The 25,212-nt window shown below is 47.6% G+C and carries 15 protein-coding genes; 8 read left to right on the forward strand and 7 right to left on the reverse strand.

What is annotated here, in order from left to right; all coding sequences use genetic code 11:
* Positions 1-1,103: 1,103 nt before the first annotated feature.
* The 6 genes from EL294_RS07070 to rlmD all read right to left on the reverse strand — a co-directional run bounded on the left by EL294_RS07070 (position 1,104) and on the right by rlmD (position 14,613).
* Positions 1,104-10,004, reverse strand: a complete 8,901-nt coding sequence (locus EL294_RS07070) for a MiiA motif-containing surface protein (RefSeq protein WP_126466132.1) — start codon at positions 10,002-10,004, stop codon at positions 1,104-1,106.
* A gap of 325 nt (positions 10,005-10,329) precedes the next feature.
* Positions 10,330-10,986 (reverse strand): amino acid ABC transporter ATP-binding protein, encoded by a 657-nt coding sequence (locus tag EL294_RS07075; protein WP_126466133.1) that lies wholly within the window; start codon positions 10,984-10,986, stop codon positions 10,330-10,332.
* Positions 10,983-11,315 carry an ABC transporter permease subunit gene (locus EL294_RS07080; protein ID WP_126466328.1) on the reverse strand — a complete coding sequence of 111 codons (333 nt, stop codon included), beginning with the start codon at positions 11,313-11,315 and terminating at the stop codon, positions 10,983-10,985. The genes EL294_RS07075 and EL294_RS07080 overlap by 4 nt, the downstream gene beginning before the upstream one ends.
* A 401-nt stretch (positions 11,316-11,716) precedes the next feature.
* Entirely contained in the window at positions 11,717-12,322 is a 606-nt protein-coding gene (locus EL294_RS07085; RefSeq protein ID WP_126466134.1) for a CadD family cadmium resistance transporter, read from the reverse strand.
* A gap of 285 nt (positions 12,323-12,607) precedes the next feature.
* A complete protein-coding gene (locus tag EL294_RS08065; RefSeq protein ID WP_232006471.1) occupies positions 12,608-12,853 on the reverse strand; it encodes a hypothetical protein in 246 nt (81 codons plus the stop codon).
* 431 nt (positions 12,854-13,284) lie between these two features.
* A complete protein-coding gene (gene rlmD, locus EL294_RS07095) occupies positions 13,285-14,613 on the reverse strand; it encodes a 23S rRNA (uracil(1939)-C(5))-methyltransferase RlmD (RefSeq protein ID WP_126466135.1) in 1,329 nt (442 codons plus the stop codon).
* Between the two features lie 73 nt (positions 14,614-14,686).
* Between rlmD and EL294_RS07100 the strand changes: the two genes are divergently transcribed.
* The 6 genes from EL294_RS07100 (at position 14,687) to EL294_RS07125 (ending at position 22,095) form a co-directional block, all read left to right on the forward strand.
* A complete protein-coding gene (locus EL294_RS07100; protein ID WP_126466136.1) occupies positions 14,687-16,093 on the forward strand; it encodes a protein adenylyltransferase SelO in 1,407 nt (468 codons plus the stop codon).
* A 349-nt stretch (positions 16,094-16,442) separates the two neighbouring features.
* Complete coding sequence (locus EL294_RS07105) at positions 16,443-18,122, forward strand: peptide ABC transporter substrate-binding protein (RefSeq protein ID WP_126466137.1); 1,680 nt, start codon at positions 16,443-16,445, stop codon at positions 18,120-18,122.
* Between the two features lie 107 nt (positions 18,123-18,229).
* Positions 18,230-19,159 (forward strand): ABC transporter permease, encoded by a 930-nt coding sequence (locus EL294_RS07110; protein ID WP_126466138.1) that lies wholly within the window; start codon positions 18,230-18,232, stop codon positions 19,157-19,159.
* Positions 19,156-20,109 (forward strand): ABC transporter permease, encoded by a 954-nt coding sequence (locus EL294_RS07115; protein ID WP_126466139.1) that lies wholly within the window; start codon positions 19,156-19,158, stop codon positions 20,107-20,109. Before EL294_RS07110 ends, EL294_RS07115 begins: the two co-directional genes overlap by 4 nt.
* Positions 20,110-20,117: 8 nt before the next feature.
* Positions 20,118-21,125 carry an ABC transporter ATP-binding protein gene (locus EL294_RS07120; protein ID WP_126466140.1) on the forward strand — a complete coding sequence of 336 codons (1,008 nt, stop codon included), beginning with the start codon at positions 20,118-20,120 and terminating at the stop codon, positions 21,123-21,125.
* Positions 21,118-22,095: an ABC transporter ATP-binding protein gene (locus EL294_RS07125; protein WP_126466141.1), complete on the forward strand. Its 978-nt coding sequence runs from the start codon at positions 21,118-21,120 to the stop codon at positions 22,093-22,095. The genes EL294_RS07120 and EL294_RS07125 overlap by 8 nt, the downstream gene beginning before the upstream one ends.
* Before the next feature lie 741 nt (positions 22,096-22,836).
* On the opposite strand, the gene EL294_RS07130 is transcribed toward EL294_RS07125, so the two are convergent.
* Positions 22,837-24,069 (reverse strand): DNA polymerase Y family protein, encoded by a 1,233-nt coding sequence (locus EL294_RS07130; RefSeq protein ID WP_126466142.1) that lies wholly within the window; start codon positions 24,067-24,069, stop codon positions 22,837-22,839.
* 146 nt (positions 24,070-24,215) lie between these two features.
* On the opposite strand from EL294_RS07130, the gene EL294_RS07135 reads away from it, so the two are divergent.
* A complete protein-coding gene (locus EL294_RS07135) occupies positions 24,216-24,632 on the forward strand; it encodes a helix-turn-helix domain-containing protein (protein WP_126466143.1) in 417 nt (138 codons plus the stop codon).
* A gap of 1 nt (position 24,633) precedes the next feature.
* The gene (locus tag EL294_RS07140) at positions 24,634-25,185 is read left to right on the forward strand and encodes an ImmA/IrrE family metallo-endopeptidase (RefSeq protein WP_126466144.1); all 552 of its coding nucleotides are present in this window, start codon (positions 24,634-24,636) and stop codon (positions 25,183-25,185) included.
* Positions 25,186-25,212: the final 27 nt, after the last annotated feature.

The raw sequence follows: 25,212 nt of genomic DNA on the forward strand, positions 1-25,212 counted from the left end.
GTATCAACTTTAAAACCTATAAAAATTTTTGTTTTATAGCATCCATCTATAAGCAAATTTAGACTATAAACCATTAATTACACTTATAGTATACTAATATAAAATATATTAAAAACAGACCCTTCACGGATCTGCTTGCTATTAAATATTTATATCCTCTCAAGAAGGGGCGAGCCTGCTCGCCCGTCAAACGTGAGCGAAAATTAAGGACCAATTCAGCGAATTGCATTTCGCAACACGCCCAATATAATATAGTACGTATCCATTCCTTACGCACCTGTAGGGGCGAGCCTGCTCGCCCGTTAAATGTGGGCGGCAATAAAAAAACAATTCATAAACCATATACCTCTTTGAAAAATCTACATCAACCTAAAAATCTCTTCGCGGGGAAGGGGAAAGGGCTCGGAGGCAAAGGCCGCATTTCCCCTTCCCCGCGGACCCCAACCCCATTCTGGCCGGCTTCTTGATCAGAAGAAAATGCCTGCGGCATTTTCCGCATCATATGGGATCCATACGGAAGAAATGTATTTCAGTTGTATAAACATCTTCGCACATCCCTTGCGGGCGGGTAGGACCCGCCCCTACAATGTGAAACTCGCCTTACGCTCCCGTAGGGGAGAGCCTGCTCGCCCGACAGACGAAGGCGACAATTAATAATCCAATTAGAAAACATCTTTTCGCAACACGGCCCAATACAAATCGAAGCCCGTTAGGGCTTCGCACATCTAAAAAGCGTTAGGGTGGAAAGGATTGGGGTTTCAGGGGAAAGGAAAGAGGGCGAATCGCAACGCCCTATTCCTTTCCCCTGAAAAAGAATGAATGGTTTGTTTCTGTTAGATAGGTTCTTTTGCAAAAATACAATTATCTTCACATACCCCTTGCGGGCGTGCAAGGCACGCCCCTACATTGGGCTTCATCCGCAATTTTTGATTCTGTTTCGGATTAATACCTTCCTCTTCCACGATAAAAACATAGTCGCAATAATCATTCCTTTCGCAACCGTAAGGGCGAGCCTGCACGCTCGCCACACATCATCAAACACAGCCCCCCTTCTTCTGCGCACAAAAAAAGAACCGAGCCTAAGCTCAGTTCTTTTTTTAATTCTAGCGTGTTTCTAAAGCTCGCTTCCAAGTTTGAAGAAGCTTAACCCACGTTTCATCTACTTTACCTTGTTCGGTGCGGTAGAATTCGTGTGTGTTGGATGCTTCGACGATTTCGTTGTAAGCCCATTGGTTTGCCGTTACGTCTACAAACGGTACGATATCTGCGCGAACAGCGGCGAGGCCGTTTTCGTTCACACTGCGATCGAAGAGTTTGTTGAGAACAGTAACCGCTTCAGCACGCGTAATGTTGTTGTTCGGACGGAAAGTGTTGTCCGGGTAACCTGCAATGCGTCCGTTGCCGTATGCTTGCGCAATGGCAGCTTCAGCCCAGTGGCCCTTCACATCGGCGAAAGGTACTACGGCGCCGTTTGCCTTATCGATGGCCATAATCATTTGTGCAAATTCAGCACGAGTGATCTTGCCATTGGGAGCAAAGGTTCCGTCAGGATAACCCTTCATATAACCTGCACTTACAACAGCATTAATGCTTGCGTTGTACCAGGAGCTCTTAACATCGCTGAAGTTGGGTCTAGCGTTGTTGGACATATCGAGGCCCTTGAGGCGTGCAATCATAGCGGCCGCTTCGGCACGAGTCATATTACCTTCGGGACGGAAAGTATCGTCCTTGTAGCCGTAGATATACAACTTGTGAATAGCGGTTTCGTGTTTATCCTTGCCACCCTTATTGTCGTCAACCTTGTTGTTGTCGGAGGGGTTAACAGGTTTCAGCCAGATACCGCCGTCGTCCTTGCCGGAATTGTTTCCGTTGTCGTCTCTGCCCTTTTCGTGACCGTTGACAGGTACTTCGACTTTAACTTTGCCATCCGGTAGATCTTTGTCTTCAATTACTACCGTGATGGGTCCGTCCACATCTTCGCCCGGTGTTACGATGACTTTACCGTCTTCGTCGATTTCAACAGGTACATCTTTACCGTCTTCATCTTTAGCAGAAATCTTCGTATCGCCGTCTTTGTTCTTGACGATAATGCCCGTATCTTGAGCGTCATCCGTCGGATTGACGGGTTTAACCTTACTGTCATCGACAGAGGTTGTTTTGTCATCCGGTTTTGTGACCTTTTCAGTTACTGTTTGATCCGGTGTCAAGGTGTTCGTAGTTCCATCAGGATAGGTTAATGTTGCTTTTCCATCGTCTGCTACTGTTACGTCTTTAGCTTCCGGGTTTGCTTTCTTAACTGCTTCTACTACTTTAGCTTTTTCGTCATCAGTTAACTTATCTTTGTTTGCAACTTCTGTTGTAGCTGGATCAACTACCGGATTCTTTTCAGCATCTGTTTTTGATTTTTCAGTTACTGTCTTTTCTCCAGGAATTTCATTTGTTGTTCCGTCTGCGTAAGTTAAGGTTGCATTACCCTTATCATCAACTGTTACGTCTTTAGCTTCCGGGTTTGCTTTCTTAACTGCTTCTACTACTTTAGCTTTTTCGTCATCAGTTAACTTATCTTTGTTTGCAACTTCTGTTGTAGCTGGATCAACTGCCGGATTCTTTTCAGCATCTGTTTTTGATTTTTCAGTTACTGTCTTTTCTCCAGGAATTTCATTTGTTGTTCCGTCTGCGTAAGTTAAGGTTGCATTACCCTTATCATCAACTGTTACGTCTTTAGCTTCCGGGTTTGCTTTCTTAACTGCTTCTACTACTTTAGCTTTTTCGTCATCAGTTAACTTATCTTTGTTTGCAACTTCTGTCTTAGCTGGATCAACTACCGGATTCTTTTCAGCATCTGTTTTTGATTTTTCAGTTACTGTCTTTTCTCCAGGAATTTCATTTGTTGTTCCGTCTGCGTAAGTTAAGGTTGCATTACCCTTATCATCAACTGTTACGTCTTTAGCTTCCGGGTTTGCTTTCTTAACTGCTTCTACTACTTTAGCTTTTTCGTCATCAGTTAACTTATCTTTGTTTGCAACTTCTGTCTTAGCTGGATCAACTACCGGATTCTTTTCAGCATCTGTTTTTGCTTTTTCAGTTACTGTCTTTTCTCCAGGAATTTCATTTGTTGTTCCGTCTGCGTAAGTTAAGGTTGCATTACCCTTATCATCAACTGTTACGTCTTTAGCTTCCGGGTTTGCTTTCTTAACTGCTTCTACTACTTTAGCTTTTTCGTCATCAGTTAACTTATCTTTGTTTGCAACTTCTGTCTTAGCTGGATCAACTACCGGATTCTTTTCAGCATCTGTTTTTGATTTTTCAGTTACTGTCTTTTCTCCAGGAATTTCATTTGTTGTTCCGTCTGCGTAAGTTAAGGTTGCATTACCCTTATCATCAACTGTTACGTCTTTAGCTTCCGGGTTTGCTTTCTTAACTGCTTCTACTACTTTAGCTTTTTCGTCATCAGTTAACTTATCTTTGTTTGCAACTTCTGTTGTAGCTGGATCAACTGCCGGATTCTTTTCAGCATCTGTTTTTGCTTTTTCAGTTACTGTCTTTTCTCCAGGAATTTCATTTGTTGTTCCGTCTGCGTAAGTTAAGGTTGCATTACCCTTATCATCAACTGTTACGTCTTTAGCTTCCGGGTTTGCTTTCTTAACTGCTTCTACTACTTTAGCTTTTTCGTCATCAGTTAACTTATCTTTGTTTGCAACTTCTGTTGTAGCTGGATCAACTACCGGATTCTTTTCAGCATCTGTTTTTGATTTTTCAGTTACTGTCTTTTCTCCAGGAATTTCATTTGTTGTTCCGTCTGCGTAAGTTAAGGTTGCATTACCCTTATCATCAACTGTTACGTCTTTAGCTTCCGGGTTTGCTTTCTTAACTGCTTCTACTACTTTAGCTTTTTCGTCATCAGTTAACTTATCTTTGTTTGCAACTTCTGTTGTAGCTGGATCAACTACCGGATTCTTTTCAGCATCTGTTTTTGCTTTTTCAGTTACTGTCTTTTCTCCAGGAATTTCATTTGTTGTTCCGTCTGCGTAAGTTAAGGTTGCATTACCCTTATCATCAACTGTTACGTCTTTAGCTTCCGGGTTTGCTTTCTTAACTGCTTCTACTACTTTAGCTTTTTCGTCATCAGTTAACTTATCTTTGTTTGCAACTTCTGTCTTAGCTGGATCAACTACCGGATTCTTTTCAGCATCTGTTTTTGCTTTTTCAGTTACTGTCTTTTCTCCAGGAATTTCATTTGTTGTTCCGTCTGCGTAAGTTAAGGTTGCATTACCCTTATCATCAACTGTTACGTCTTTAGCTTCCGGGTTTGCTTTCTTAACTGCTTCTACTACTTTAGCTTTTTCGTCATCAGTTAACTTATCTTTGTTTGCAACTTCTGTTGTAGCTGGATCAACTACCGGATTCTTTTCAGCATCTGTTTTTGCTTTTTCAGTTACTGTCTTTTCTCCAGGAATTTCATTTGTTGTTCCGTCTGCGTAAGTTAAGGTTGCATTACCCTTATCATCAACTGTTACGTCTTTAGCTTCCGGGTTTGCTTTCTTAACTGCTTCTACTACTTTAGCTTTTTCGTCATCAGTTAACTTATCTTTGTTTGCAACTTCTGTCTTAGCTGGATCAACTGCCGGATTCTTTTCAGCATCTGTTTTTGCTTTTTCAGTTACTGTCTTTTCTCCAGGAATTTCATTTGTTGTTCCGTCTGCGTAAGTTAAGGTTGCATTACCCTTATCATCAACTGTTACGTCTTTAGCTTCCGGGTTTGCTTTCTTAACTGCTTCTACTACTTTAGCTTTTTCGTCATCAGTTAACTTATCTTTGTTTGCAACTTCTGTTGTAGCTGGATCAACTACCGGATTCTTTTCAGCATCTGTTTTTGCTTTTTCAGTTACTGTCTTTTCTCCAGGAATTTCATTTGTTGTTCCGTCTGCGTAAGTTAAGGTTGCATTACCCTTATCATCAACTGTTACGTCTTTAGCTTCCGGGTTTGCTTTCTTAACTGCTTCTACTACTTTAGCTTTTTCGTCATCAGTTAACTTATCTTTGTTTGCAACTTCTGTCTTAGCTGGATCAACTACCGGATTCTTTTCAGCATCTGTTTTTGCTTTTTCAGTTACTGTCTTTTCTCCAGGAATTTCATTTGTTGTTCCGTCTGCGTAAGTTAAGGTTGCATTACCCTTATCATCAACTGTTACGTCTTTAGCTTCCGGGTTTGCTTTCTTAACTGCTTCTACTACTTTAGCTTTTTCGTCATCAGTTAACTTATCTTTGTTTGCAACTTCTGTCTTAGCTGGATCAACTGCCGGATTCTTTTCAGCATCTGTTTTTGCTTTTTCAGTTACTGTCTTTTCTCCAGGAATTTCATTTGTTGTTCCGTCTGCGTAAGTTAAGGTTGCATTACCCTTATCATCAACTGTTACGTCTTTAGCTTCCGGGTTTGCTTTCTTAACTGCTTCTACTACTTTAGCTTTTTCGTCATCAGTTAACTTATCTTTGTTTGCAACTTCTGTCTTAGCTGGATCAACTGCCGGATTCTTTTCAGCATCTGTTTTTGCTTTTTCAGTTACTGTCTTTTCTCCAGGAATTTCATTTGTTGTTCCGTCTGCGTAAGTTAAGGTTGCATTACCCTTATCATCAACTGTTACGTCTTTAGCTTCCGGGTTTGCTTTCTTAACTGCTTCTACTACTTTAGCTTTTTCGTCATCAGTTAACTTATCTTTGTTTGCAACTTCTGTCTTAGCTGGATCAACTGCCGGATTCTTTTCAGCATCTGTTTTTGCTTTTTCAGTTACTGTCTTTTCTCCAGGAATTTCATTTGTTGTTCCGTCTGCGTAAGTTAAGGTTGCATTACCCTTATCATCAACTGTTACGTCTTTAGCTTCCGGGTTTGCTTTCTTAACTGCTTCTACTACTTTAGCTTTTTCGTCATCAGTTAACTTATCTTTGTTTGCAACTTCTGTCTTAGCTGGATCAACTGCCGGATTCTTTTCAGCATCTGTTTTTGCTTTTTCAGTTACTGTTGCTTCTACTGGATCGGACACAGATTTGCCATCTTCTTTTTGTGTAGCTACAACTGCGTCATTTTCTGTTAAGAGTATCCCAGCTGGAACGTCGGCTGTCCAAGTTCCATCCTCTTTAACTGCTACGTCATTAGCAATTGGTGTGTCTTCAGATCCTTTTTCACCTTTTAACGCCAGATTTACTCTTGCGCCTGGAGTTCCTGTTCCTGAGATTGTTTGATCTCCTGCTGTTGGTGCTGCAACTTCAGGTTGTGCACTTTTTTCTGCTACTGGAACTTTAATGTCTTTGCTTCCTCCATCAAGGTCGCTGTCTGTTACGGTTACAGTGATTGGATCAGTTGCATCTGTTCCCGGAGTAACTTCGATTTCGCCAGTTACTTTATTGATTTCTGCCGGTACGTTGTTTCCATTCTTATCTTTTGCAGTGACTGTTGTTCCGTCAGGATTTGTAACTACTATACCAGTTCCTTGTTTTTGACCTGTTGGGTCTACTGTTTTTATGTTTGTATCGTCAACAGTTGTTTTCTTAGAAGCACTTTCTGTTACAGTTACTGGAACTTCTACAAAGTCTACAGTTCCGTCTGGGTAAGTTACCTTAACTGTTCCAGTTGTCTCACCAGGTGTATTTACCTTTGGTACTGCTTCCCAAATATAGGTTGTTCCTTCTGGAGGATTATTATCAATCACAACCCCATCTTCTGCATTTGGCACGATTCCTTGGTCAGTTGTTAGCTGTTTAGCTTTTGGATCATAGAAGTTTGCATCAGATTGAACGTCGATTTTTGCCTTTATGCTTTCCTTTGATCCATCTGCGTAAGTTACTATTACCGGTACTTCAATGACAGTGTTCTTATCGGCATCTACGGCTTTATAAGTGATTGCACCTGTTTTAGCATCAATAGCAAGACCTGTTCTTACATCTTCTTCAGTGCCGTCTTCTTTAGCAACTTTTCCGAACTCATATTTTGTAACTGCCGGCTTAGGATCAGCTATATTTCCGTCCTTATCGTGGAATTCTGGAGACTCAATGATAACTTTGTGTCCAACTTGAGCTACGACAGGTTTATATTCCGGTTCGTAGTTTAAGTTATCTCCTTGTGCAACCTTAATAGGCGCTTTCACTTCATCTGTTGAGCCGTCTTTATAAGTTGCAACTACAGGAATATTTACTATAGTACCTGCATCATCTATTGATGGTGTGTATTTAACTTCACCAGTTGTTTTATCAACTGTTGCACCTGTTGGAGCATCTTTACCTAGAGTAAATTCAACACCTTCTGGTTTTGCAGTAGCTTGACCATCAGCATCCTTAAATGCTGGGGTTGAAGTTGCTTCTTTTGCTGGTTCTCCAGCTACCTCAGTATATTCTGGTTGGTAAGAATCAGATTGTGCTTGTCCAACCTTGATTTTAGCAAGAGTTTCATCAATAGTTCCGTCAGAATAAGTTACCTTAACCGGAATATCTACAGTCGTGTTGGCATCTCTTGCAGTTGGTGTGTAAGTTACCTTACCAGTATTTTCATCAATAGTCGCACCTTGTGGAGCTCCATCGCCTAAAGCAAATTTCTCACCGGTTGGTTGTGGTTTGGCTTCTGGTTTTGGATCAGCTTCACTCTTTTGGTCTAGGAACTTAGGATCTTTTGTTGTTACTTCAGTTCCTGGTGTTCCTTCCACATCAGTATATGCTGGTTCATATTTTGGTGCTTGAGATTCTGCCTTGGTAATTTCTAAAGGTACTAAATCCTTGTGACCTTTTTTTATAAGGGCTTCTTCGCCCTTAGAATTTAGCTTGTAGATATCATAGGTTACTTCTACATTTGGACCTTCTTGAGTAGCTGCAACTTCTGTTTTTGGGGTTCCTGTAATTTGATCTCCCGTAATTGTTAGGCCTTCGATAGCTTTGCCATCTATGAATTTGGAAGTAACATTTTTAAATACATAACCTTCAACTTCTGCTGGTTTTACAGTCTTATTGTATTCAACACCAACTTCTCCATGTTCTAGTGGCGAGTCTGTAACAAGGGCTGGGTAGTTAGATGTTCCTTCCATTGTTTCGCCAGAATCTTCATCAAGAATAGAGATTGTAACAGTTACAGTGTACTTTCCAGGAACTTTTGCATTTCCTGATACTGTACCTGTGTTTTTATCTATTGTAAGTCCTTCTGGAAGACCTTCTGCTAAATATGCTGCACCCTTCATAGATTCATCATTAGCTGCAGGGTTTGCAATATTTACATCATCATAGGCAGACACTACAATCCTACCTATCTTAACAGTAAAGGCATCTTGGGCTAAAGCTGGCCCTAGATTTCCTTTTGAGTCAACATAGTGAAGTTTTGCTATAAAGGTTTTTGTTTCAGTAACACCTGTTGTATCATAAGTTGCTTTTGCTAATGCACCTGTTGATGTTGGTTGTTGTGTTTTTTCTTCCTTTATCTTCTTTCCATCTTGATCATACCATACGATTTTAAATGAATCATTTGTATTCTTGTAAGGAAGACCTGCAGTCTTAGTTACTGCTACATCTCCTGGTATTGCAGTATTTGTTTGGGTATCAAAGTTTGTGATGTTGAACTTAATTTCTGCTGGTGCAAGGTTAAAGTCAGCTCTTGTTGAGTTAGCAGCTTGGACTGTAGATACACCAAAAGCTGATTGAGCCCAACCACCATGGATACCCCAGCCATTGTCAGAGCCTGTGTACCAGTTGTAGTTCCATGGAGTCCTCTTTACCACATCATCTGTATCTTTAGTAGAAATAAATAACCAGTCAGAGTTGACGTGTTTTTCATTCCAGTCAAGTGCACCTGTTAAGAATGATCCATCTTTAGCATTTCCTGCAACTGTACCAAGGCGGTTTACTTCTTCTGCAGTCCATTTATGGGCATCGCCTGCATAATATTTTCCTGATTCTCTTGTATATTCAGCTACTGCAGAAGTATTTCTATGAGGTCCCCAAGTTCCCTTAAATTGAATCTTGTAATCCCCTTCAGCATTTGTAACTGCACTCACTGTTTCTGCTATCCATTTATCTTTCTCTTTAGCTACTTGCTTTGCAATCCATTCTTGTAATTGGGTTTCAAGTTTGAAAGTCCAACCTGATCCACGAATATCACTTGGTTTGGAAAGCCCTAGCATTTTAGCTGTATCAGCACTGTATATTTGTTTTAGAGCATAGTCAGATAGGTAGGATGCTGTTACTGTTACTCCTCCAGCTGGTGATGTAGGAGTTGATACAATACCCCATTGGATACCGCCTGAAGATTCATAGTCCCATGATACCTTACCACGAACAGCTCCTTGACCAATTGATCCGCCATAAATTTGTTCTCCTGTTGGCGTTGCTTCCTTGTGCATCTTAGCTTCATCTTGTTTTTTCATTAGAAGGACTCTGTAGTTTACAAGAGTATTTGGAGCTAGGTTATATCCACCCCCTGCTACACTTCTGTCTGTAAATTCTACCCCTTCACCTGTGGAGTATTGAAGTTGGTAGCCTTCTGGAATAGTAGATTCATCTACCCACATCTTATAGGATTCATCACCTGCAGATACAGTTGTATCGGCATCGAATTTTACTAATTTTCGATCTCGGCCGATGTATGATTTTACCTTAATATGGAACTGTCCGTCGGCTCCTGAAACTGCATAGTAGGTTGGTGAAGTTCTATTTCCTTTTGCTTCATACCATTGGAAGTAGACTTTAACACCTTCTATTGGCTTAAATCTTTGGCCTGTTTCCTTTGCTAAATCAGCGTTAATGTCGCCACCAACTAAGACTCCTACAAAACCGTGGACTGCATTTTTTGCATCGGCACTAGTAGATGTGTCTTCCGGTGCTGCTGCATCCCTAACTTGACTTGGGGCTTCAGGGGGGGATACTTCTAGCTCATCTTCTGCAAATGCTCTGAACGGCACAATGGTAAGCACCATTACAAATGCAAGTAGCCACGCGATACCGCGGGTCAAAAAACCTTTTTTCAAGTTCTGCATAGTTTCTCCTTTTATAAATATTCTGTTGCTTTTTCGCTATAAGAGAAACCTTTTCCCTCTATAGCACTCGTTGCTCCCAAATATAGCACTGTGCATTCGGTTCTTTTATAGTTTTCAGCATCACTCCCTTTTCGGTTTTTGTCTTACTATTTCCTTAACCCACTCGCTAAAGGATAGATTGATAATTATATGTTATCAATTCATTTAGTAAAAGTCTATGTTTCCAGTGCTTTTCTCTAATGAAATTTGTTTTACTTATAAGGAGTCTTTTACTTCTCCACACAAAAAACGCCCTCTTTCGAGAGCGTTTTCCTTTAGGAGTTGTTTAAATAGCTTTCAGGTTTTCTTCCCGCAGGTTCCCCTCTTCGAAGTGGAGGATGCGGTCGCTTACTCTCTCGGCGAAGGCTCTGTCGTGGGTAACGACGATCATGCCCATGCCTTTTTCTTTCAGTTTTTCCATAATCTGGGCGAGTTTGTCGATGGTGTCGCTATCGAGGGCCGATGTGGGCTCGTCGAAACAGAGGATGTCCGGCTCGAGCATACAGGCTCGCACAATGGCCACCCGCTGTTGTTGGCCGCCGGAAAGGTTGCGGGGGTATTTGTCTTTTTCGTCTTCGATGTCCAGGTCTTTTAAAAGTTGGAGGGCCCGCTTTTCCGCCACACTTTTTTCTACGCCGTGGTAAAGGGGCGCGAGGAGGATGTTTTCCCAAACGGTGAGTTTCGGGAAGAGGTGGTATCCCTGGAACACCATGCCGATTTTTTCCGCATCGGTTTTACCCACGGGCATGAGCTCGTCGTCGAAAGTGATGGTGCCTTCGTCGTAGGTTTCTAAGCCGTTTAGGCAACGGAGGAAGGTGGTTTTGCCTTGGCCGCTTTTCCCCGCAATGGAAATGATGGAATCGGAGGTGAAATCGTAATCGATTCCCTTCCAGATTTCCCGATCGCCGAAGCTTTTCGCTAAGTTTCTTACGCTGATTTTCATGACGCTTGAATCTTCCTTTCCATTTTGTTGAGGATAACGGTTAAGATGCCCACGATAATAAGGTACACGATGCCTACGTAAACGTAGGGCAAGATGGAGGACATGGTATTGGATACGGATTTCGCCGCTTTCAATATGTCCATAACACCTAAGATGTAAACGAGGGAGGTATCTTTTACTAGTGTAATGACTTCGTTGGAGTAGGCGGGGAAGCTTCTTTGGATGACCACGGGAAGGATCACTTTAAAGAAGGTGTAGGGCCGGGAGAGGCCCAGCACTTTTCCCGCTTCCCATTGGCTTGATTGGTCAGTATGGATAAAACTTGATATTTCTCAAAAGCCTCGTATGTGAGAATATATCCATAAGTATATTTTTTATGTTTTATATTATCCCTATATCTAAATTTACTTATAATATATAGTTATTACTTGTATATCTAAAATACCATAAATATAGTCGACGAGATTTATCGAAATTTATTTATTATTTTTGGTTTTGCTAATACATAGTCTTTTGAGTATTCTTAAAATATAACTTCTTCTTTCTTGTTCAGTCTTTCTATTCGTATAATTTACCTGCCATATCACAGGTAAGAATTTAACATTTACTTTTAACATCCTACACAATTATTGCTTTTCATACCCCTAGGGACAGATATGAGAATTTAATGTAAATAAAAAAGACCTACTAAAGATTTCCCTTAATAGGTCTAAAATATAAAAATAGATTATTAACTTGCAATTAGGGATATGAAATAATTAATCGTTCCATTTTCAATCAATATATAGAGACCGAGCCCAATAAACACGACTGGTACAATTATTTTTTCGTACTTTTCTACAATCTCTCCGATAGCAGAAATTGAGGCAAGATTTTGAGATAATTTGCATAGTATCAAAATTCCTAACGCAAATATAACTAAAGTTATACCAATCTCAATCAAACTCTTTCCTGTAAAATAGGGAATATAAATTCCTAAATTATCCCCACCCATTGCCACTGTTAAACTTGTAAATGCTAAAATTTTTGATCCATCTCCGGTAATTTTTCCCTCGATGTCTTCTTCATCAATATCTTCATCCACAAAAATTGCTTTTATACCAAGACCTAGTGGAATTAGACCAAGGAGTCCGATAATCCAATCTTGTGGAATAAAATTTAAAAAGTAAGCGGCAATAAGACTAGCCAGTACAAGCAGCCCGGTACCTAAATACTGTCCTGCATAAATTGATTTCAAACCTTCCTTGCCTTGACTGGCGAATAAAATAGTCAAAACAACTAAGTAGTCAATTGATGTAGAGACAAAAACTAATAAAGCGGATACTATTGTTTCCATTATTTCTCCTTTCAAAATGTTTAATTTTTATAACCAATCAAAAATTGACTGCAAACACATTGTGCCTTGGCAGTTGCCAAAGGAGACAATTGAAGAAATAACTTCACAATTTTCCCACCTTTTCTTTTAATATTGGCTAAAGTATACTAAAATAGTCGGATTTTGTCAAGTATGCTGATAGATATCCACGCAAACTATAGAGATTGAAATTATATAAAATTAGATATACCAAACATTATTTATCTAATATTTAATCATCTCATTCACTCTTTTCTGAACTGTGTACTAATCATTTCCATCTTGTAGATTAAGTCCATGACCAGCAGATTCTGGATGGGTAATGGGTACAGGAATTTTACCTTGATTCCATTCTTTAAAGTCTTCATTTGTTTTAAGTTCTCTTACATCAAATTTATCTTTTATTCTTCTTAAATATGACTTATACCAATAAGCTATCAGAACAGGTTTTCCATTGGCACCTTCTATTAAATCTTCTAAAGCATCAAGTTTAATATCATGGATACGAATCATATCTTTATCTTCATCTTAAACAAAACTGTATGCCATTTGAAGTAACTTATTAGAAAAGGTTGCAGCATTAACTGCATCTATATCATTATCCTTAATACTAACTACCAAAACTTTTTTAAGGTCTCATAGATATCTCTTTCTTTATCTGATAGACTTACAAAGACTTCAATGTTTACCTTCTCTGGCATTTTTATGTAATCTTCAGCTTTCATAAAAGCTGCGATATCTAATATTTTACTGATTATTTCACTTGTCAAGTCCTGGTTCATCCTGTTCACTCCCCCCTAAAACATCTATAGTGCCAACATACTCTGTTATAATCTACACTCAAACTGTTCCCACAAGGTGTTTTTCTAATTGAAAAATAGCTTTTAAGATTTCTTCTAAAATCCTAAAAGCCATTGATTTCAACACTTTTATAGTCTATTATCTTAATTCCTTGACATCAATACTACCGTCTCCACATGTACGGTGCGCGGAAACTGGTCGACGGCCTCCAGGTGTTCGACGGCATAACCCGCCGCGGCGAAGATGTCGATGTCGCGCTTTTGGGTGACGGGGTTGCAGCTGATGTAGAGGATGCGGGGGGCGTCGAGTTGTTTGAGTTTTTCGATGGCTTTGGGGTGTATGCCGTCGCGGGGCGGATCGACGACGAGGAGATCGGGCCGATCGGATAGGGTGTCGACGAGGGCGAGGACGTCGCCGGCGAGGAATTGCGCGTTGTCGATGCCGTTTTCTTTTGCCGAACAATTGGCGTCGTCGACGGCTTCGGGTACGAGTTCGATGCCGATGACTTTTTTCGCCTCTTTGGCGAGGATTTGGCCGATGGTGCCGGTGCCGGAATAGAGGTCGTAGACGACGCCCTTTTCCCGGCCTGCCAGTTCGCGCGCCTTTTGGTAAAGGATGGCGGCGGTATCGGGATTGGGTTGAAAGAAGGAAAAGGGGCCGATCTGAAAGTCCAAATCGAGCATGCGCTCGCGAATGCTCGTATCGCCGTAGAGATGGCGCACGACTTCGGGTTTTATGGCATCTGCCCAATCGTCGGATATGGTGTGGTAGATGCTTTTGATTTCGCCCTGCAAGGGCAGATGCAGGAGCATGTCGACAAAGGCGTCTTCGTCGACGGCTTCGGATGTGGTGACGAGGTTTACGAGATAGCTGTCCGTATGTCTTGCGTGGCGCACGACGAGAAAGCGCAGGGTGCCTTCGTGGCGCATGCGGTGGTATTTGTCGACGCCCAGGGCGCGGAAGTGGGCTTCGGTTGCGGCGCGAATTTTTTCCATATCTGCGGGCACCAAAAGACAACCGTCGGTGGAGACGATGTCGTAAAATCCGCGCTTGTGGTGCAGACCCAGGGTGAGGGGGCCGTCTTTTTCTTCGTCGCCGAAGGTGTACTCCATTTTGTTGCGGTAGTGGTAGGTACGGGGCGACGGGGTGTAGGGAACGGCGCGGCCGTAGAGTGTTTCGAGCATGGACTGTTTCATGCGGGATTCCTCTTCGTAGGAGAGGGTCTGGTAGGTGCAACCGCCGCAGACGGGCGCGTGGGGACAATCCGGCGCCTGTTCCACGGGGGCGGGGGCGAGGACGTCTGTGATTTTTCCTTTTTTGTGATCTCTGCGATTTCGGGTGATGCGCACGGCGACTTTCTGCCCGGGGATGCCGCCTTTAACGAGGGCGACGGTGCCGTCTTCGAGCCGCACTTTGCCGCGATTGGGGAATGTTCTTTCTTCTACGATGCCTTGTGTGTTCTTTTTTGCCATGGGTCTCCTCCTCCTTGAAAGGGTATTATACCATTAAAGACAGCCATTTTTTCCGAGAAACGGACGGTGCAATATGAACTTTCATTTCGACAATAGTTACGAACGACTGCCCTCGGATTTTTATAGAACGGTGGCGCCCACCCCCGCTCCGGCGCCCGCGCTTTTGATCGGAAATCGCGATTTGGCGCGGGATCTGGGCCTTTCGGATGCGCTTTTTTCGGACGAGGGGATCCGCTATCTTTCGGGCAATGCCATGCCTGTGGGGGCGTCTTCGATCGCGATGGCGTATATGGGCCACCAGTTCGGCTACCAGACGATGCTCGGCGACGGGCGGGCGCTCCTTTTGGGCGAGCAGATTACGCCGTCCGGGGATCGCTACGATTTGCAGCTCAAGGGCGCGGGCAAGACGCCCTTTTCGCGCGGCGGCGACGGGCGCGCGGCGCTGGGGCCGATGCTACGGGAATATATTTTGGGAGAGGGGATGCACGGGCTCGGCATTCCCACCACCCGGGCGCTGGCGGTGGTGACGACGGGGCAGTATATTCAGCGCACCCGCCGGGAAGACGGGGCGGTGCTTACGCGCGTGGCAAAGAGCCATTTGCGGGTGGGCACCTTTGAATGGGCGGCGTCGCGGGACGCTCAGCACGTAGAAACGCTGTGGCGCTACGCGGCTCTGCGCCACGATCCCGATTTGGCCGATGCTGAGGACGGCCCCGCCCGGTGGCTGGTGCGGGTATGCGAGCGCCAGGCGAAGCTGATCGCGAAGTGGATGGCGGCGGGCTTTGTGCACGGGGTGATGAACACCGACAATATGACGATCTCGGGCGAGACGATCGACTACGGGCCCTGCGCCTTTCTCGACGTGTTCGACCCGGCGGCGAAGTTCAGCTCGATCGACCACTTCGGCCGCTATCGCTACGAAAACCAGGGGCAGATCGGGGTCTATAATCTCGATATTTTGGGCGATGCCGTCGCCCCGCTCTTGGACGACGATCCGGAGGCGGCAAAGGAAAAGAAGACCCGCGCGCTCGAAGCCTATGCCCACGGCTTTCAAGCGGCGTATTACGAGGAGATGGCGAAGAAGCTCGGTTTTCAGGAAGACACCGATACGGCGCGAAAGTATGTGTCGGATTTTCTCGCCCTCTTGCAGCGAGAAACCATGGACTACGGCGAGGCGTTTTTGCGGCTCACCCACAACGACCGCCGAGACCTCTCCTCCGAGGCCTTTCTCGCCTTGGCCGATGCGATCTTTGCCGAAACGGGTGCCGAGGGCGAGGCGATACGCCGGCGCCACAACCCGGCGATTTGGCCGCGCAACTATTTGGTGGAGCGGGCGATTCGCGAGGCGGAGATCGGCGATACGGATTTTCTCTTCGAATTCGTTGAACTCTTACAAGACCCCTATGCCCATAGCGAAGCGCAGTTGGCGTACCGAGACGCGCCGACGATCCCGGGGTATACGACATTTTGCGGCACCTGATGCCGATCCTCCCTGCGGGAGGATTTTTTTGTGCCGATTTTCGAAGGGCGAATCGTTTTCTCATTTTAAGATATTTAATCTTTTCCGCGGCAATAGGGGCGGTGCGCCGCTATATTTTTTTACAGAACCCCTGCTTTGTTTGCAATTTTTATTATCCAACCGCAATCGGTGCCCCGGAAGGGGAAAATTTCACCACTCAAAAATTACCATCTTCTAAAATTTAGAACGACAATGTCGTTATTTTGGTTTACTAAAGTAATGTATTATATTATAATATGAAGCAGTATACACGGGTTTGTAAAATCTGTGTATAGACAATATTGCCAGGCAATATTAGAAGGAGGAGAATATGAGAAATCACAAAGTACGTTTACTGTCTATTGTCCTTGCAAGCGTTTTATTGCTCGCTGCTTGTGGCGGCGGCGGAAAGAATGCGACCGCAAACAATACAGGAAACACCAAAACCACCGAAGGTGCATCGTCCGCCGGCGGCGAAAAGATTTTGCGCACCAACAATAAATCGGAACCCGGCAGCTTAGACCCGGCCATCGCCAAGGGTACGCACGAATCGTTTGTGCTGCAACACGCGTTCTCGGGCCTGATGCGCTACAACGAAAAGGACGAATTGGTCCCCGCGCAGGCGGAATCCTATGACATCAGCGAAGACGGCAAGACGATCACCTTTACCTTAAAGGACGGCCTCAAATGGTCTAACGGCGATCCCTTAACCGCCAAGGATTTCGAATTCGCCTGGAAGCGCGTCATCGACCCCGAACTGGCTTCGGACTATTCCTTCCAAATTACTACTTATGTAAAGGGTGCGGAAGAATACTTTAACGGCGAAGGCTCTATCGACGATGTCGGCATTAAGGCATTGGACGACAAGACCCTGCAAGTGGAACTGAAGAGCCCCACCCCCTATTTCTTGGACATTACCGCGTTCTACACCCTCTACCCCGTAAACGAAAAGGTCGTCTCCGAAAATCCCGACTGGGCAAAGAACCCCCAAGGTACGGAATTCGTCTCCAACGGCGCTTTTAAGATTACCGAGTGGAACCACAACGAAAACATTCAGCTCGTCAAGAACGAAAACTTCTTCGACGCGGACAATGTAAAGCTCGACGGCATTTACTTCGACATCCTCGAAGACGACAACACCGCTTACTCCAAATACGAAGGCGGCGAGTACGACGTATTGATCAAACCCGCGCCCGCAGTCACCGCCAAAGCGGTACAGGGCAAGGATCCCGAACTACAACTCGCCAAGGAAATCGGGCTCTACTACTACGAATTCAACACGACCAAAAAACCCTTCAACAACCCCAATGTCCGCAAGGCGCTTTCCCTCGCACTGGACAGAAAGACCCTCGTCGAAAACATCACCCAAGGCGGCGAGATTCCCGCAGAAGGCATTGTGCCCTTCGGCTTGGACGACGATGCGGGCAAGGACTTCCGCGAAGCCAACGGCAATCTGATTACGGAAGATGTGGCTAAGGCAAAGGAACTCCTCGAAAAGGGTCTGAAGGAAGAAAATATGACGGTCGAGGACCTAAAGAACGTCACCCTTTCCTACAATACGGACGAAGGTCACAAGAAGATCGCCCAAGCCGTACAGGCCATGTGGAAGAAGAATCTCGGCGTAGAGATCAATGTGGAAAATATGGAGTTCCAAGTTCTGTTGGACAACCGTTCTTCCGGCAACTTCGAGATCGCACGTGCCGGTTGGTCGGGAGACTACAAGGACCCGAACACCATGCTCGATACCTTTGTTTCGGACAATCCCCAAAACGACTCCAAATACGCCAACACCGAATTCGATGAAAATCTGAAGAAGGCGGCGGAAACCGGAGACCAAAAGGTGCGCATGGACAGCATGAAGGCGGCCGAAAAGATTATGGTCGAAGACATGCCGATCATCCCCATCTACTTCTACACGCAACCCAGATTGCAAAAGGCCAATGTCACCGGCGTTTATAAGCCGATCCTCTTCTACCCCATCTTTACCTACGCGGATATCGAGGCGAAGTAAGAGGCATGGAAATTGCATGACAGGCATATACAAATAGAGAGAGCCGCAGGGCGGTTCTCTCTATTCTGTGTATCGGCCCCAATTCGTTCGATTAGAAAGGACAGAACATGAAAAAGTTTGTGTTGCGGAGATTGCTCATGGCCATCGCCACCATGTGGGTAATCATCACCATCACCTTTGTAATGATGCACTCGATCCCGGGCGATCCCTTTGCCAAAGAGGGCAAAATGCCCGAGCGGGTGTATGAAAACCTGCGCGCACAGTACGGCTTGGACAAGCCTCTGGCGGAGCAATACGTCATTTATCTGAAAAATATCGTCCGCGGGGACTTCGGCCAGTCCATGAAATCCCAGGCGGAAACCGTCAACCAAATGATTCGAAGAGGCGCACCGGTATCGGCGCAAATCGGGCTGCAGGCCTTTGTCGTCGCCATGATTTTGGGCCCGGCCCTCGGGAGCATCGCCGCCTTGTACCAGAACAAGTGGCCCGACTATGTCACTATGATTATCGCGATTATCGGGATTTCGGTGCCGAGCTTTATCTTTGCGACGCTGCTGGTGCAGTTTGTGGCGAAAAACGTCGCCTGGCTTCCCATCAGCGGGTGGGGAGAATTTCGCCACAGCATTCTGCCTTCCTTGGCCTTGGCGCTGATGCCCATGGCATCGAGCGCGCGGCTGATGCGCTCTTCGATGCTCGAGGTGCTGGGCCAGGACTACATTCGCACAGCGCGCTCCAAGGGCTTGTCGCAATTTAAGGTGATTATGAATCACGCGGTGCGAAACGCCATTCTGCCGGTGGTCTCGACCTTGGGCACCACCCTTTCGGGGCTGTTGACGGGCTCGTTTGTCATCGAAAAGATCTTCGGCGTGCCCGGTTTGGGCAGTTTCCTAATCTCCTCCATCACCAATCGGGACTACACGCTGATTATGGGGACAACGATCTTTTACTCGGCGGTGTTGATCGTGCTGCTCTTGATCGTCGACATTCTGTATGTGGTCATTGACCCGCGGATCCAATTGACGGGAGGGAAACGATGATGCAAAAAGACAACTTCAACCGCACCGCCGTCGACCCCTCTTTGTTTGCGCCGGCGGTCAAAGATGAAAACAGGGAGCGCATTACCCGCCCGGTGATCGGCTACTGGGCCGACGTGTTCCGTCGCCTGCGCCAAAACAAACTCGCCATGGTGGGGCTGATTACCATCCTCCTCCTCTTGATCCTCGCCTTTGTCGGCCCCGCCATCGTGGGCTACGACTACGCGTCCCAAGACTATACCAAGATTAATATGGCCCCCAGTGCCGAAAACCTCTTCGGCACCGACGAATTGGGCCGCGACCTCTTTACCCGGGTGTGCTACGGGATTCGCTATTCCCTCTTGATCGGGATTTTGGCGGCGGCGATGGACTTTGTCGTCGGCGTGACCTACGGCGGGATCGCCGGTATGGCGAGCGCGCGCGTGGACAATATCATGATGCGGATCGCCGAAGTGGTCTATGCCATTCCCTACTTGCTGATCGTCATCTTAATTTCCGTCATGTTTTCCAGCGAACAGGGCGCGAGCCTCTTTACCCTGGTCCTCGCCATGAGTATCACCGGCTGGGTGCCGATGGCGATTATGGTGCGGGGGCAGGTGCTCCAGCTGCGGGAAAATGAGTATGTAACGGCATCGCGTTCCTTGGGCGCGGACAACGGCTATATTCTAAAAAATCACATTATCCCCAATACATTGGGCCCCATCCTCGTCAACATTACCCTTACCGTGCCCCGGGCGATCTTTTCGGAGGCGACCCTGAGCTTTATGAGTTTGGGACTGCAGCCGCCCCAACCGTCTTTGGGCGTGCTCTCCAACGACGGGCTCGGCGTTATGGGCATCGGGTTATTCTATCAGATCTTTTTCCCGGCGCTGATGATTTCTCTCATTATGTTCTCCTTTAATGTGTTGGGCGACGGTCTGCGGGACGCACTCGACCCGAGACTTAGAAAGTAGGTAGGCAAGTGACTCAAAATATACTGGAAATACAGGACCTTTCCGTATCCTTCGCGACCTTCTTCGGCGAAGTCGAGGCCGTGCGCGATGTCTCCTTTAATGTGGAGCGCGGCAAAACCCTCGCCATCGTCGGCGAAAGCGGCTGCGGAAAGAGCGTCACGGCAAACTCGATTATGCGGCTTTTGCCCCAGCCCCCCGCGCTCTATAAATCGGGCAAGGTCCTCTTTAACGGCGAAGACCTCTTGCAAAAAACCGAAGAAGAGATGACCGGCGTGCGCGGCAACCAAATCTCGATGGTCTTTCAAGACCCGATGACCAGCTTAAACCCCACCATGAAAGTGGGCGATCAGATCGTCGAAGGGGTAAAGCGCCACAAAAATATTTCGAAGGAAGAGGGCCGCGAACTCGCCATCGATATGCTAAAGAAGGTGTCGGTCCCCAATCCCGAAAAGCGCGTCGACCAATACCCCCACGAATTCAGCGGCGGTATGCGTCAGCGGGTAATGATCGCCATCGCCATGGCTTCCCGACCGCAACTGTTGATCGCGGACGAGCCCACCACGGCGCTGGACGTCACCGTACAGGCGCAGATCCTAAAGCTGATGAAAAAACTCAAAGACGATATGGATACCTCCATCATTATGATCACTCACGATCTGGGCGTCGTGGCCGATATGGCGGATGACGTCATCGTGATGTATGCGGGACAGGTGATCGAGCGGGGCAACGTGGACGAGATCTTTCAGGCGCCCCAGCACCCCTATACCGTCCGGCTGTTGGGCGCGGTGCCGCAACTGACCATGGACCGCGAAGAGACCTTGCACGCCATAGAAGGCACGCCGCCGGATCTCTACAAGCCGCCCATGGGCTGCGGTTTCTTCGACCGCTGTTCCGAGGCCATGCGCATCTGCGAAGAGCATATGCCCGCATTTTTTCACCACAGCGGCGACCACAGCTGCCGTTGCTGGAAGTACCATCCTTCCTACCCGAAGGCGAAGGAGGTTAGCCATGAATGAACCCCTACTCCAAATCCGCAACCTTTCGAAACACTTTCGGGTCGAAGGCGGCTACCTACAAGCTGTCGACGGCCTGAACTTCGACATCTATAAGGGCGAGACCTTCGGCCTGGTGGGCGAAAGCGGCTGCGGAAAATCCACCGCCGGCCGCACCATACTGCGGCTCTATACCCCCACCGCGGGCGAGGCGATCTTCGAAGGCGAAGACATCTTCCAATACGACGACAAAAAGATGAAGGCCCTCCGCAAAGATATGCAGATGATCTTTCAGGACCCCTACGCCTCCTTGGACCCGCGCATGACCGTCGAGGAAATCGTGTCGGAACCCCTCGTCATCTACGGCATCGGAAACCGCAAAGAGCGCAGAGCGCGCGTGGTGGAACTCTTGGAACTCGTCGGGCTGAGCGCGGAACACACCCAGCGCTTTCCCCACGAATTTAGCGGCGGGCAAAGACAGCGGATCGGCATCGCCCGTTCCCTGGCCCTGCGCCCCAAATTCATCATTTGCGACGAACCCATCTCCGCCCTCGATGTGTCCATACAGGCGCAGGTCGTCAATCTCTTAAAGGACGTGCAAAAAGAGCTGGGCCTCACCCTCCTCTTTATCGCCCACGACCTCTCGATGGTCCGCTATATCTCCGACCGCGTGGCGGTAATGTATCTGGGCCACCTTATGGAAGTGGGGACGACCGAAGAATTTTACAGCCGTCCCCTGCATCCCTACACCAAGGCGCTTCTTTCCGCCATTCCCATCGCGGATCCCGAAGAACAGCGCAAGCGGGTGCAGATCGAACTCGAAGGCGACGTACCCAGCCCCATCAATATGCAGCCGGGTTGCCGCTTCGTGGACCGCTGCCCCTACGGCGACGACAGTTGCCGCGGCCGAGACCCCGATATGGAAGAAGTGCTGCCGGGACAATATGTCGCCTGCTTCAAAGTGCGGGAGATCAACAAAGATATACTGGGATAAAAAAACAAAGAAAGCAAGGGCACCGCAGCCCTTGCTTTTTGTATGGGCGCAACCGCCCCGCGTCGAAAGATCTCTTTCCCTATATAAAGTCCGCAAAGAAGCCGATGCAGAAACGCACGACCACCCCCATTGTCATTCTGAGCGAGGAATTTTAATTCCGAGTCGAAGAATCTCTTTCCCTAGAAAAAATGAACGGAGAGGCCGGTGCCGATACGCATGACACGCCCCTTCTTTTGCCTCAAACACTAAGACACGCAATAGGCACCATGCAACCCGTCGACCCGCAATAGCAAGCTCGAGATCCGTTCGACTCGAAGCACAGCTTCTCGCTCAGGATGACAAGTAAAAATTAGCAATAGCAGTGTGGCAGCATGCCTCGGCGCGACTCTCCCCCACCTGTCATCTTGAGCAAGGGGCGAAGCCCCGCGTCGAAAGATCTCTTTCCCTACATATTGCCCCAAGCAACACATCACGCAGTAGGCACCATACAACCCGTCGACCCGCAATAGCTTACGGAGATCCATTCATGACCTAACAGAAATCTTCGATTTCGTCGTAGGTCAGAAGCCGCGCAGTCCAAATCTTCGATTTGGCTAACGTAGCGGCCCGGCTCGAAGCATAGCTTCTCGCTCAGGATGACAAGGAAGAATTTCTCAATAGCCCTTGCCGGAACGCGTGACCTCCCCCTCTTGTCATTCCGAGTCGAAGAATCTCTTTCCCTGGAGATGACAATGTACCCCCCTATATCCCATGGCTCCACGGCATAAATTCACTTTCGGCATGGGCGCTCAGTGCCATGCAGGAGGCGCCGCAATAGCCCACGGCGTCTTTCCCCCAGCGGGCGCGGATGCTATGGAGGGCGCGATCGAGATTTTCCTCGTTCCGCCGTAGTTCCCAGCAGGAAAAGAAGTCGGTCTGCAGGGCCTCGGTCTCGGGCGAAAGGTCGATGGCGCGCAGGGTAAGGGCGCGCACGGGCTTGTCCCATTCGTATTTTTTCTGAAAGAGGGCGTAGGCGCCGTCGGAAAGGAGCGCCGCCGCTTGCCCGGGGTAGGGAAGCGGCCCCTGAAAGCTGCGGCTTAAAAGGGCGTTGTCGCGTACGTGCACTTCCACGCTTCGGGCGCGGAGTCCGTATTCCCGCAGGCGGCGGGAGACGCTCGTGGAAAGGATCTGAAAGATGCGCCGTACTTCCACCGGCCGCACAAGATCCGCCGGTAGGGTGCTCCCCTTTCCCACACTTTTTACGGGCACGCGCGCATCCCGATCCGCCACCGCCGCATCCTCGAGGCCCGATGCCTTTTTCCAGAGGGCGACGCCGACGATGCCCAGGCGCTTTTGGAGAATATGGGGCGAGGTGTCGGCGAGATCGCCCAGGGTAAAGATGCCGATGCGGTTTAATTTCTCTTTGGTCTTTCTGCCGATCCCGATCATGGCATCGACCGCGAGCGGCCGCACGGTAAGGGGATAGTTGATGCGGCTGATGACGGTGACGGCGTCGGGCTTTTTGAGATCGCTCCCGAGTTTGGCGAAGGTCTTGGTAAAGCTCACCCCCACCGATACGGTGATCCCCATTTCGCGCTTGATGCGCTTTCGAATGGTGTGGGCGATCTCTTCGCCCGTGCCGAAAAGATGCTGAGATCCGGTGACGTCGAGCCAGCACTCGTCGAGACCGAAGGGCTCCACCTGATTGGTGTAGTCGTAGTAGATCGCCCGCGCCTTTCGGGAGGCGTCGAGATACCATTCGTAGTGGGGCGCTACGACGATTAGATTGGGGCACTTCTGCCGCGCCTGCCACAGCGCCTCGCCGGTCTTTACGCCGAATGCCTTCGCCTCCTGGGATTTGGCGAGGACGATGCCGTGGCGCTGTGCCTCGCTCCCGCCCACGACGATGGGCTTGCCTTTCAGCGAGGGGTTGTGCATGGCTTCGATCGAGGCGTAGCAGTTGTTCATATCCGAATGAAGAATGACGCGTTCCATAACCCTTCCTTTCTTGACAAAATGCGCAATCAGCGGTACGATTTACGCACCTGAGTTTCGTGTTACTCTTATAATACGCAACCTAATTTCCTGTTTCAAGGATTTTATACAGAAATACGCAATTTAATTTCATAAGGGAGGGATCTATGATCTTCGGAGAAAAATTAAAGGCCCTGCGGGCGGAACGAAATATGACCCAAAAGGAGTTGGCGAAGGCGCTGGGGGTGTCTTTGCGCACGGTGTCGAATTACGAAACCGGCGGATTGCGCCCGCGCTATGCGTCGGTCTACGACGATTTGGCGCGGATTTTCGAGGTGCCGAAGAATTATCTCCTCACCGACGAGGACGCCTTTGTGTTGGAGGCGCGCTCTCGCCACGGAAATAAGGGCGCCCGGGAGGCGCAGGAGCTGGTAGAAGGGGTGGTGGGGCTCTTTGCTGGGGGCCGTCTCGACGAAGCGGACAAGCAGGCGGTGTTCGAGACGATCCAAGAGGCGTATTTTCGGGCAAAGCTCGAAAACAAAAAATACACCCCGAAGGCCTATCGAAAGGACGACGAGGTGTAATATGTCGATGTATAGACGCCTCTACGAGGATGCGACGGCGCTTCGGGCGCGCTACGGCGCCGATCCCCGCAGAATTCTCGAGGAACGGGGCGTAACGCTTCTTCCGATGCGCACCTCGACGAAGGTCTTGGGTATGTATAAGGTGATTCTTCGAAATGCTTTCGTATTTTACAACGACGCCGTGGACGAATCGATCCTGCGCATGGTCTTCGCCCACGAGCTGGGCCACCACTTGTACCACCGGGACTACGCCGCCCGGGCGGAACTGGTCGAGTACACGCTCTTTCACCTCACCGGCGAGATGGAGCTCGAGGCGAATATTTTTTCCGCCCATCTGCTCCTCGAAGACGAGAAGGTCTACGAGATGGCGAAGCGCGGCTATTCCTACGGGGATATGGCGCGCGCCTGTTTTGTCGACGTGAATCTGATGATCTTTAAGCTGAACGAAATGCAGCGCATGGGCTACGATCTGCCCTTCGACGAAATCGCCGACGCGGGGTTTTTTTCGAAGATCGACGGGCGGGATGCGCAAAACGCCCGGACGGATATATAGGCGCAACGAACAAGAAAGCGAGGCAAT

Origin of the sequence: Aedoeadaptatus ivorii (assembly GCF_900638585.1) — a bacterium.
In the GTDB taxonomy this organism is placed as follows: domain Bacteria; phylum Bacillota; class Clostridia; order Tissierellales; family Peptoniphilaceae; genus Aedoeadaptatus; species Aedoeadaptatus ivorii.